This window comes from Bradyrhizobium sp. th-b2 (assembly GCF_000426785.1).
Classification (GTDB): Bacteria; Pseudomonadota; Alphaproteobacteria; order Rhizobiales; family Xanthobacteraceae; genus Bradyrhizobium; species Bradyrhizobium septentrionale.
This window is the reverse complement of record NZ_AUGA01000109.1, coordinates 1-11,481: the sequence shown is the minus strand read 5'-3', so window position 1 is coordinate 11,481 and position 11,481 is coordinate 1. Positions and strand designations below refer to the sequence as shown.

General features: G+C 60.2%; 9 protein-coding genes and 2 pseudogenes. 8 read left to right on the top strand and 3 right to left on the bottom strand.

Features of this window, described 5'->3' with window-relative positions:
- Window positions 1-319: 319 nt before the first annotated feature.
- The 4 genes and pseudogenes from K359_RS0144040 to K359_RS55560 form a co-directional block, all read left to right on the top strand.
- Window positions 320-883, top strand: a pseudogene (locus K359_RS0144040) (IS66 family transposase); the annotation flags it as partial.
- 982 nt (window positions 884-1,865) lie between these two features.
- Complete coding sequence (locus tag K359_RS55570) at window positions 1,866-3,281, top strand: DNA methyltransferase (RefSeq protein WP_245284909.1); 1,416 nt, start codon at window positions 1,866-1,868, stop codon at window positions 3,279-3,281.
- Window positions 3,253-3,675 (top strand): DUF5681 domain-containing protein, encoded by a 423-nt coding sequence (locus K359_RS57945; protein ID WP_051346773.1) that lies wholly within the window; start codon window positions 3,253-3,255, stop codon window positions 3,673-3,675. The genes K359_RS55570 and K359_RS57945 overlap by 29 nt, the downstream gene beginning before the upstream one ends.
- A complete protein-coding gene (locus tag K359_RS55560; RefSeq protein ID WP_051346772.1) occupies window positions 3,672-4,004 on the top strand; it encodes a DUF5681 domain-containing protein in 333 nt (110 codons plus the stop codon). Before K359_RS57945 ends, K359_RS55560 begins: the two co-directional genes overlap by 4 nt.
- A 550-nt stretch (window positions 4,005-4,554) precedes the next feature.
- On the opposite strand, the gene K359_RS0144015 is transcribed toward K359_RS55560, so the two are convergent.
- Complete coding sequence (locus tag K359_RS0144015; RefSeq protein ID WP_029084794.1) at window positions 4,555-4,785, bottom strand: hypothetical protein; 231 nt, start codon at window positions 4,783-4,785, stop codon at window positions 4,555-4,557.
- Between the two features lie 214 nt (window positions 4,786-4,999).
- On the opposite strand from K359_RS0144015, the gene K359_RS0144010 reads away from it, so the two are divergent.
- Window positions 5,000-5,209: a hypothetical protein gene (locus K359_RS0144010; protein WP_029084793.1), complete on the top strand. Its 210-nt coding sequence runs from the start codon at window positions 5,000-5,002 to the stop codon at window positions 5,207-5,209.
- Window positions 5,210-5,302: 93 nt separating this feature from the next.
- On the opposite strand, the pseudogene K359_RS55555 reads toward K359_RS0144010, so the two are convergent.
- Both K359_RS55555 and K359_RS57940 read right to left on the bottom strand, forming a co-directional pair.
- Window positions 5,303-5,867: pseudogene (locus K359_RS55555) on the bottom strand (transposase); the annotation flags it as partial.
- 64 nt (window positions 5,868-5,931) lie between these two features.
- Window positions 5,932-7,596 (bottom strand): choice-of-anchor L domain-containing protein, encoded by a 1,665-nt coding sequence (locus tag K359_RS57940; protein WP_156929039.1) that lies wholly within the window; start codon window positions 7,594-7,596, stop codon window positions 5,932-5,934.
- Between the two features lie 1,688 nt (window positions 7,597-9,284).
- Between K359_RS57940 and K359_RS0143985 the strand changes: the two genes are divergently transcribed.
- From K359_RS0143985 to K359_RS57935, 3 genes are all read left to right on the top strand, one after another.
- Window positions 9,285-10,124: a YqaJ viral recombinase family protein gene (locus tag K359_RS0143985; RefSeq protein WP_029084790.1), complete on the top strand. Its 840-nt coding sequence runs from the start codon at window positions 9,285-9,287 to the stop codon at window positions 10,122-10,124.
- A complete protein-coding gene (locus K359_RS55535) occupies window positions 10,108-11,178 on the top strand; it encodes an ERF family protein (RefSeq protein ID WP_084518774.1) in 1,071 nt (356 codons plus the stop codon). The genes K359_RS0143985 and K359_RS55535 overlap by 17 nt, the downstream gene beginning before the upstream one ends.
- Window positions 11,179-11,186: 8 nt before the next feature.
- Window positions 11,187-11,481 (top strand): transposase (locus tag K359_RS57935; protein ID WP_029084789.1); only part of this gene is annotated, 295 nt, incomplete at its 3' end.

Genomic DNA, 11,481 nt, shown 5'->3' with positions numbered 1-11,481 from the left:
CTCAGGTTTCCTGGTGGCCCATCCCGTACCTTTGCCCTGCTCTGAGACCCCGGCCGAACCGGTAAGCCTGACCATAGCGGCTTTCCCAGTGCTGCCCCCGGATCCAACACGGCGAAGGCTTCAGCACGACCATGATTTCGAGGCTGCCACAGGGCTTCAGTACCCGCTGTCTACGCTTCACGAATGACGTTGCCGTCACCCATGCAAGACTCGCTTCCGGCTGGCGGGCTCCGCCTTTGCCGCGAGGGCGTCGAACCCTCTGGGTCACGTTGAAAGGTTTCAGGTCACATTCTTCCTCCTTTCCAGGACTTATCCTGACGCAAGTTGGGCTCACGCCAGACGCAAGTTCTATGAGGTGCAGCAGGCTACCCGCTCGCCTGTCGCGGCAGAAGCGCTGCGGCGCATCGCCGAGTTCTACGCGATCGAGAATGCCATCCGCGGCCATGCCGCCGATGCACGACGGAGCGTGCGTCAATCCAGATCGCTGCCTCTGGTCACAGCGATGAAGGCTTGGCTTGAGCGGCAGCTTGCTCAAATCCCGCCCCGCGGCAGCCTCGCCGACGCTATCCGCTACTCCTTAAGCCGCTGGGAGGTTCTCTGCTGCTTCCTCGTTGATGGCCGCGTCGAACTCGACACCAACACCGTCGAGCGCGCAATCCGTCCCATCACGCTCGGCCGCAAAAACCACCTGTTTGCCGGATCCGACGGCGGCGCCGACCGCTGGGCAACCATCTGTTCCCTCATTACCACCGCCAAGCTCAACGACGTCGAGCCCTTCGCCTATCTCCAGGACGTGCTCGAGCGCATGTCCAACGGACATCCCATGAGCCAGCTCAACGAGCTTCTGCCCTGGAACTGGCGGCCAGCAACCGTTGTCAATTAATTCGACGTGTTAGAAATGGACGCTTACGGGAGCATCAGAAACGTTTCATTCCTGACACATTGTTTTGCCGCGTGCTAACGCAATCTGCTCGTTTCGCCTTCGCGGAAGACGTCTGACCTCACGATCGCGAGAATCCGCCTTGCGGAGTCAGAAGGCTCACTGGGTGTACCCTAAGGATCAAGAGATCGAGCCGAGAAAGCACTGGGTCCACCGCCAACACACTGAGGGTACGCAAAGTATATCGGCCGGGGCTAACTCTTTCCCGCAAAGCCATCTTCGGCTCGCTCACGACACCCACCAACGTCGGCTCGGCCGCTTTTCGTTCCATAATCGCCGTACCCGAATCTTTTGCCTTTTTTGGCTTCGGATTCCGCTACAACCTGAAGCCACCGCACCCTTCACGTACGCCAGAGGCTATCGTGAAACCAGTGAAACGCCGCCGCGGCCGACCGCCGGGAACAACCGTCACACCGCGAGACCTACGGGCCGACATCTGGATCGCCGTCTGGCTGCACCGGATCAGCGAAAGAATTCGGACCGGTCGAACGCCCTCTGTGAGGCAAGCTTGCCACGCGTTGACGAGTCGAGGCGGAATTATTTCCTTGGTCGGCGGAAACCGTGCTGCCTTGGCAGAGGACAATGCGCTGAGAAAGAAGCGGTGGCCGCGGTTTGGGATTGACGGCACCGGCCCCACCCCGCAGGCCTCGGGACCGCTATTCGCAAGCCACACGATAACGAACCCCGGCACGTTACAAGCCCGATATAGCGAGGCAGACCGACTGGCCAGATCCGACCGACGGGTGCGGCTGACCTGGATGAATATTGGTCGACACATGCTGGGGCGACCGGCGAAAAAAATCCCCACCGTCACTAGAGTGACGTGGCCGAGCAGGTGAGAACTTTTATTGCGAATTAACTGTACACTTCTTCGGATTTTTTGGCGCTAATGAGGTGCTTCGGCGAAACAGTCGGAGTACCCCAAGTGACTGCCACAAAGCAAAGTTTCACCAGCTCATCCCAAGGAACCTCGAAGGCTCGACGCAACGCGGCGAGCAATGCCGGCTTGATCGAGATTCAGATTCAATATCGAGCCGTCGGAGATCTCGTGCTGGATCCCCGCAATCCACGACAGCACTCTCAAAGGCAGGTCAATCAGATCGCGGACAGCATCCGCGAATTCGGATTTGTCATGCCGATCGTGGTCGACGACACAGGGCAGGTGGTGATCGGACACGGCCGGGTGCTCGCCGCCCGAAAGCTCGGAATGCCGCGCGTTCCGGTTGTCGAGATCAAACATCTGTCGCAGGCGCAGCTAAAGGCGCTTCGGATCGCGGATAATCGACTGGCGCAGCATGCCCACTGGGACGAGCGGCTGCTCGGCGAGAGCTTTCTGGAATTGAAGGAACTCGATCTTGACTTCGATCTTGGGGTCACCGGTTTCAGCTTGCCCGAAATCGATCTGGTGATCCAGAAGAAGCACGAGGAAGGAGTTACCGTCGAACCCAGCGATGACGCCGATGCGGTTAGCGGGGTGCCGGTTTGCCGGCCAGGCGATACCTGGCAACTTGGAGACCATCGCCTCCATTGTGGCGACGCGACCTCCGAGGCTGCCTTTGAGAACCTGATGCCTGAAGGGCGCGCGCATGTGGTGTTTATCGATCCGCCGTACAATGTTCCCATTGACGGTCACGCCTCCGGGAAGGGAAAGATCCGCCATCGCGAGTTCGCCCAAGGCTCCGGCGAGCTCAGCAAGGAGGCGTTTACCCGCTTTTTGACGCTTGGTTGCACGCTGCTTGCAAAATACAGCGAAAGTGGCGCGATCCACTTTGTCTGCATGGACTGGCGGCACGCTGACGAGCTGCTCGCAGCCGGCGGCGGGGTCTATTCCGAGCTGAAGAACATCGTGGTCTGGGTAAAGAGTAACGCGGGCATGGGATCGCTCTACCGCTCCCAGCACGAGTTGGTCTTTGTCTTCAAGTCCGGCGCCGGGCGACACACCAACAATATCGAGCTCGGCAAACACGGACGCAACCGCACCAACGTGTGGCACTACGACGGCGCGAGCACACAGGCGCGAAAGGGCAACAACATGCTCGAGCTGCATCCGACCACCAAGCCGGTGCAGCTGGTCATGGATGCGCTGCTCGATTGTTCCAACCGGAGCGAGACCGTGCTCGACTCGTTTTTGGGGAGCGGAACGACCCTGCTGGCGGCTGAGCGAACCGGCCGCAAATGTCGCGGGATCGAACTCGATCCGCTCTACGTCGATACCGCGATCCGGCGTTGGCAAAATCTGACTGGCCGGGATGCCATCCGTATTTCGGACGGCAAGGCCTTCCGCGAAATCGAGGCCGAGATAGGGCAGAACGATGAGCAGATATCCGAACAAGCCCTATGAGGTCGGATACGGCAAGCCGCCGGTCGCCACCCGATTTCAGAAGGGCCAATCCGGGAATCCGAGCGGCAAGCCGAAAAAGGTCCGCCAGCCTTTCGACCCCGGACGGGTCCTGGAGGCGATCGACAACGAGGAGATCACTGTGACTGACAACGGCAAGCGCAAGCGGATGACAAAAGCTGAAATCCAGTTTCGCCAGTTGTTCGTGAAAGCGATCCGAGGAGATATGAAAGCGGCCCGACTCATCGCCAAAATGGCTGCCGACTACTTCGCGCCTGAGGCCCGAGGCGCCATAGAGTACGAGTTTATCGGTATGACTGAAGCAACACGGCGCTTCGGACCCCACTGGCAGCGGCGCATCGCCGAGCTGAATGCGGCGGCGGGATATCCGAGATGACAACTGGGTATCGGAATCCACCGAGGGGAGGTCGGTTCAAGAAGGGCCAGTCGGGTAACCCCAAGGGCCGGCCACGGCAAGCACGCCAGACGTCGCCCGCCCATCTGTTCCGCAAGGTCGCAAATGAAGATGTCGCGATCGAACTCGACGGTGATCAAGTGATGATGACGCGTTGGGAAGCACTTCTGCGCCAGATCCACACGCTGGCTCTTAACAAGGATGCCGGAGCTGCGCGATTGCTGCATCAGATACGAAAGCAATATCCGGGAAGTGCCGCGCCCGCCGATAAGTTCATTATGGTCCTCAGCGACCACGATATGAAGCTTTGAGTAATGCAAAGCGGCAGGAATAGCCGAGGAGATGTAGATGTGGTTCATGGGCCACCAGCTGGCCGGCGTTCATGGCATCGATGGGAATTTCCTGTCTATCGAAGTCGGGATCGTCGAGGCCATTAGTCCGGGGCGCGGATTTGTTTGGGCCGAGACCGGACGATCAGCAGAACAACGAAATGCAGGGCGGCGAGCGCCAGCGAGATCAGCCTGACCGCAAACACTGTCTCTGCGCGAATCCTAAAGATTGCCTGCGCCGCGCGCTCCGCCGCGACCGAGAACGACAAAGCTTGAACAGCCCACGGGAGACAGACCCATGAGATAAACGCCGACCAGATAGCCAAGATACCTAACCGCCAGCCGCAAAAGCGCGCTCATTGTCGGAGCCACGTTAGTGGTGATCATCTATTTCGATGCTCGCGCCGAGCGCAGAGGCCGGCATTAAGTCCGCCTCACCTCTTTCCACTCCTGGCCGCGCGCTGCTGCGTGTTGTTGATGTGCGTCTGAAGGCAAAGGCGCGAGGCCATAGTCCCCGCCCTGCTCTATCACCCTAGTCACCGGCGACGCCGACGCGCAGCGACAGACCCGTCCTGATCTCCACGTCAATTTTGAACGCCTCCCAAGTGATGTTGCCGTCTTGTCCCGGACGGTGTCCGATCTCCAACATTTGACGAATCGCAGCTCGGCGTTTTTCGGTCATTGATTGCTCGCCGAGCCAGTGGTCTCCGAAGAGTGCTCGACCGACGCGCTCGATCGCATTATCGAGTTCCTGCTTGGACATAACATCACCGTCGCACCGCCGAGGGATCACGCGCGGCGAGCTGTTGGCGGTGAAGCAACAGCGACGGCTGGCCTGCCGGCTCCGCGCGACAGGCAGGTTGCACGCATCGCCGGACGCGCGCAACCAGGGTGTGGAAAACTACCGGCCTAGTCGCCGGCGGTGGCTCGTGAGGCGGGCACGTGTACGCTTTCGGTGCGACCGTCGTCGACGTTTCATGGACGCCCTCCAATCGAAGGCGCCGATAGCTTTCCACGAGATCGTCGAAGATCGTCTCGATGGTCCCTTCAGCCGCGAGCTCACGAGTGGTGAAAGCCTTCAGGTGCTACATGAACTGCGATATCAGATACGAAAGCAATATCCGGGACGTGCCGCGCCCGGCGATAAGGTCATCAAGGTTCTCAGTGACGAGGATATGAAGCTTTGAGCATGGCGGTTATTCGATCCACGCGGCGGCCACCAAATCGATCGCAGGCGTTCATTCTGGAGAAGACGAACATCGATCGGTCGGTCCGCAGGGGTAGGCGTTGTAGCCATCGACCTGCAGGACGCCCTTGAAGCCGGCAAGATGAACGGCCGCTCGGCCTTGCGGTCGGGTGCATGGACACAGGCGATGCCGGGCGGATCTAGGCCGCCGCAGGGCCGGTGGCCCAGAGTTGGCCGGTCTTGGTGCGCCCTCGACCGGGATCGAGCACCGGCACCGTCGTCGCGTCCGCGAACAGCTTGGATATCGCGTGAAGCACCGTGAGAAGACGCTCATGCAGCGGGCGCAGAAGGAAGACAGCATGGCCAACCCAGTCCGCCAGTGTCGATCGATCGAGAACGATGCCCTGGCGGGCATAGATCTGGGCCTGCCGGTCGAGCGGCGGGTGATCGGCATATTTGGACTCCAGAACCTGGGCGACGGTTGCTTCGGTCGGCAGTCCGCCCTCCGGGTCGGGGCCGGCGCCTGCATGACGCCGTCCTCGCGAGCACGGCAGGCGCATTTTGGGTAACGAGGAGATCCGGAACTGCGCCGGGACCAGGTCCAGCCGCTCGCTTCTATCCTCGCCGATCCGATGTAACTCGCCCTGGCAGCCAGGACAGAACGAACCAAGTAATGCCCGCCGGTCATACCGGCGGGCCTCGCTCGAATAGGCATCCAACCAACTAGCTAAAACTGAACATGCTGGCGTTGAGATCGCCCGGGGCTTTTCCGATCAACCAAACGGCACTTCCGGCCGCGTCGGTAATGATCGTGGTGTTGATGCCTGCAGAATAGAACGAAGCGGCCTGCACGTCGGCAAAGGAGTGCAGCGATGTTCCGGCGAAGTTCACGATGTCGTTCACACCACCAGTGTTGAAATCCTGGATCACCATGACTTCGGGGACAGTGTCGCTGATAGAGAAAATATCCGATCCACCGCCGCCCCAGGCATAGTCCACGCCACCTCCGCCGCTGATCACATCGCTGCCGGAGCCCATCAGGAAGACATCGGTGCTGACACCGCCGGTTACGGTGTCGCCGCCATTGGAGCCGTACACGTAATTTTGGCCGGAGCCACCGCTGATGACGTTGCCGTCAGTTTCGCCAGATGAGATAAAGATGTTAATGCCTGAACCGCCGTACATGCTGTCGACGCCGGCGCCCCCGTAGAAGTAGTTGGTTCCAGCTCCGCCGATCAACACATCGCTGCCGGCTTCGCCAAACATGACATTGACATCCGTTGGAGACGTGCCGCCGTTGCCGTACAGGATGTCGTTGCCATCCCCGCCGAAAAGATAGTTGAACCCGCTATCGCCAACCAGAACATCATCGCCGCCGCCTCCGATCAGCACGTCAGTGCCCGCGCCGCCATACGCGGTATCGTTGCCGCCGTAGAGATAGGCGTAGTCGTTGCCGTTCCCGCCGAAAACCTGGTCGTTCCCGCTGCCCATGACGGACACGTCGTTACCATCACCGTCATAGGCGAGATCGCTACCGCCATATCCCCAGATGCCGTCGTTACCCGCGCCAGCGTCAAATAATTCGTTGTTCGTGCTTCCTACCAATATATCGCTCGCGCTTGTTCCCAAGACTTGTTGGAACGTGCCAGCGGCGCTGGATGTAGAAGACGCCAAGCCTAAAATGAAAAGGCCGGAATCGTAAATGCCGTCACCAGTATCGGCCACGCCGAGGCTGATGACGTTGTCGCCGAAATGCACTGGAACGAATACGGTCTGCGCATTGACAAGGCCGTCATATTCGATCGCCAGCGCACCCGACTGGTTGTTGATGAAATTGTTCAGGTTGATGTTTGTCTGGGTGACGCTGAGCGGTTGATTTGCCTGGCCATTGATCAACGCATAGTTGACGCCGTTTTCCCAAACGGCACCGATATCGACAAATGATGTGTTGGAGAATTCCGGATATTCATCCGAACCAAACGCGACGTTGAACCTGATCGATTGAACGTTCGGGTCGGTGACATTGATATGCAGCGTTATGACGCTGGCATCGTTTGTTGAACCAGCACCTGGGAAGGCATTCTGTGCGAATGTAGTCAGGCTTGAGTTGCCTGGAAGGCCAAGATCGACGCCGTAGCTGGACGAAGTGTTGGTCCGCGGCGGCGTGCCGTTGCCGGACGTGAGCAGGATGCCCTTGCCGAAATTCACGCTCCCGCTGAGGTTCAAGGAATCGAACGTCGATGTTGATGCGGTACCACCGACATAATCGATGCTTGAAATACTGATCCCACTCAACCCACCGGCCGTTAGCGTGTTAAGATAGTTGAGGAGGGTGGTCTTGCCAGTCAGTGATGTGCCATCGACTGCAGTAAGTGTATTAAGCGCCATTGTAAAAATCCTTCAAAAAAAAGGTTTTCTCGAAATAATAAAACATAAAATGAAACATAAATTGCGCATGGAGTCAAGGTGGCTCAACCTCAGCGAGCGTCCCAGTTGGGACGGCCCGATTTCGTTTACGCCGGATTTCTTCGCTATGACCCTACCCCAGTGCAATCGCACCGTGCTCTCTGTTCTGCTCGAGCGGGCTCCGCCACAGGACAATCAGGATCTGGGCTGAACAGTCGCCATTGGAGACAAGGACGAGCTCAAGCGGCCGGAGCGACGGCGCGGTCCGGCATCGCTACGTCATGGCATTCTCGGCAGCAGCCAAACGCGGAAAGACTTACGATAGCATTTTCGCAGCGCATTCTCTCGACCTTTGGAATTGGACCCTCGACAAGTCAATTGTCAGGGAGCATGGCCTGCGGCCCGTCTTGTGGCCGTCAGAACGCGGACTAAATCTCATTTATTCTGTTCGAGACGGCGACACGTCGTTCTTCTTGTTGGAGGCGATCTCGAATGACGGCATCTCTTGGACGGCTGGCCGGTCTGTCTATAGTGTTCATGGAAAAGTCGGCGAGCGCGGCTTTTATACGTCCGCACGCATTATGATCGGAGGCAAAGAATTCTTTGTACTCGACGCAAAGTCAGCTCCTCAGCGGCTAGAGTGGCAGCTACTGTGCAGAGCCAAGGATGGCCGGTTGGTCCCCGCGACAGCAAAGCCGCTTTGGCTTTCCGGCCTGACCCGAGGATCATGGGATGAGTACAGGTATGGACCGATGTTTCTAGAAGCGAACGGAACGCACTTGGCATTCTACAATGGCATTCCTTTAGAACCGAACGGAAGTGGCCAAATAGGTATGGCCCAAGTGAACGATCACGCACTTGCTTCAGTCAAGTTCGATCCATGGTGCAACTGAAAATATCGCGGATAGCGCATAGCTCACGAAGTTCAGTCGAGAGAGAGTTCAACGTCGAGGCGGTGTTGGCCCTCTATGCCTCGCTGCAAGAACGCTCGGTTTTGTCGGAAGCCCAGTTGTTTCTGCGCGCGCCCTCCTGCTCCTGCTGGCCCGGATGACACGCTTCCGCTTTGCAAAGGCTGTGCTTTCGTAACGCGCAAGGCCGCGAATTCGCTTTGCTAGCGCCGTGTTCGGAGCCAACAGGAATGCGGCGAGCAATTCGTAACGAGCCGTCCGCACGCGGGCGAGCTCCTGCTGGGCGCTCACGATGACCGCCTGCTCGAGCGCCGGCCCTTCTTGCTCCAATCGATTGAGAATTGCGTGCGTTAGCGCGTTAACCCCCGTGCTCTCATACGCCTTCGACCGCGACAGGCCGTGACGGAGCGCATTCCGGCTTGACCGGGCCTTTCCCTGGTCTGTCTTCGGGCCCGTGCTGTGCTTGGCATTTCTCCGATTGGCTTCGATTTGTCTGTTTGACGCCATATTCTCCCCTTGCCCGTTCACGTCCATCACCTCGCTCCAATCCTCTATCTGCATCAAGCTTTGCGCCCAAAAGAGCAAGATTGTTGCTGCAGAAAGGACTGGCATTCCCACGCCACTGGAGCGTTACTGAGTCGGCCGGGCATCAAAACGGCCTCGATCTCTCACCTCGCATCCCGCGGGGTTTGGGCAGTGCGGCAACCATCGCCGCGCTGTTCACATTAGGAGAGTCCGGTGCGTGCTGTTCAGACCGGTGGCATCACAGAGCCACAATTCCAACTCGTCAAATTCAACCCGGCCGATCGCCGTCATTTTATCGGCGGCTCAGATGCGCGTGTCATCATGGGCCAGGATGCGGCGGACCTTAAGCGGCTGTGGCAGGAGAAGCGCGGTGAGATCGCGCCGGAAGATCTCTCCAACAATCTGGTCGCGCAACTCGGCAGCATCACCGAAGAGTTGAACCGCTCTTGGTACCAGCGCCAAAGCGGGCACACCATTGCGGACGTCCAGAAGCGGGTGCGGCATCCCGTCCATCGCTGGATGGCGGCAACCTTGGACGGCATCGTCGAGCCGACCGGCGCGGTGTTCGAAGCCAAATTCATGCTGCCCTGGGCCTTCACCGAGGAGACCGCGGCCGCAAAGCACATGGCACAGTTGCAGCACAACATGTGGGTGATCGCGGCGCGCTCGGCCGTGCTGTCGGTGATCACCGGTGGCGGCAAATGGGTTGAGATCAAGGTTCATGCCGACCCGCTCTACCAACACCTCTTGCTCACCGCTGAGAAGAAGTTCTGGCGTTGCGTCCAGACCGGTGAGCCGCCGGCCCTGTTCGATGCGGAGCCACCGCGGCCGCGGCTGGAGGCCGTCAAGGTCATCGATATGAACGGGTCCAATCACTGGGCCGAGTTGGCCGCAACCTATCTGCGCACCCGGGTCGCCCATGGCGACCATGAACTGGCGAAAGCCGATCTGAAGACGCTCGTCCCTGAGGACGCCAAAGAGGCGACCGGCCACGGCGTGCGCGCCAAGCGCTCCAAATCCGGCGCCATCAGCTTCGATGCCATCGAGACGGAGAGCGTCGATGCATCGGGCCAGTGAGCATATCGGCGCCATCGCGGCCGCGCTCGCCAAAGCGCAGGCCGAACTGACCAACCCGGAAAAGACCCTGACAGCGATCATCCGCTCGCCGTTCCTCCGCGATGACGATCGGACCTTCCGCTACGCCTCGCTCGCGAGCGGCCTCGACATCGTCCGCAAAACCCTAAGCCAGCAGGAGATCGCCACCGTCCAGACCACCCGCCTGGAGGCGGCCACCGGGCAGATTCATCTGACCACCCTGCTCGCCCATTCCTCCGGGGAATGGATCTCCTCCGACCTTCCGGTCTGCGCCGCCAAGGACACCGAGGCGCCGCACCGGATGGGCGCCGCCCTAACGTATGCCCGTCGCTACGCGCTGTTCGCCCTGGTTGGCATCGCCGGCGAGGACGATCTCGACGCGCCCGACGCGGTGGCCGGCCCGTCGGCTGCCGAGCCCCAAAGCGTTCCCGGATCGAAGGCCAAGCCCGCCAAGGGCGTCTTCACCCGCCAGGCGGTGCTGGGCCGCGTGCAATCCGCCGACTTCTGCGTGCGGCTGCTCCGCGAGCTTGAGACCGCAAATTCCCCAGAGGCCCTGCTGGCATGGGCCAAGGCGAGCCTGCCGCTCAAGAACACCCTCATCGAAGACGACGCCCGGCGCGTGGAGGCCGCCTTCGAGCGGCGGCTCGAGACCGCGCCGCCCGCGGCCAACGGGGCAGCGGGCGAGCCGTCCGCATCGGTGTTGCCGGCCCCTGCCCCCCAGCCTCGGCCGGACGCCACGACAGACGCCGGGGCTGGCCAAGATCAAGCCCTCCCCGACGCCCCCGATGCCGGGCCCGCGTTCCCCAAGGAGAGCCCCCGCAAGCGCAGCAAGGCGCATCTCCTTTTCGTCCGGGGACAGCCCTGTCTCGTCTGCAAACAGATCCCGACCGACGCCCACCACCTGAAGTTCGCGCAGCTGCGGGCGCTGGGCCGCAAGGTCAGCGACGAGTTCACCGTGCCGCTCTGCCGCACCCACCACCAAGATCGTATCCGTCCGAGGGCGGCCGTCTTGCGAGTTTTTCCGATCTGTAGCTGACTGTCCTTATGGACGGACATAAGGACAGTGCGGTGCTGAGCCGCATGGATTTGGTGGAGACCGGTCGGCGGCGACGCTGGACGCGTGCGGAGAAGCTCAGAATCGTAGAGGAGAGCTTCTCGGGGCCACGACTGGTGTCGGCGACGGCTCGCCGGTATGGGATATCACGTCAGCTTCTGCTGAGCTGGCGCAAGGCTTGGACCTGTCATGATCCGGCCGAAGAGGATTCGATCGGCCCGACATTCGTCCCTGCGATAGTTGCGGCAAGTACGCCGCCAACGACGGAAGCTGTCGAGACAGGTC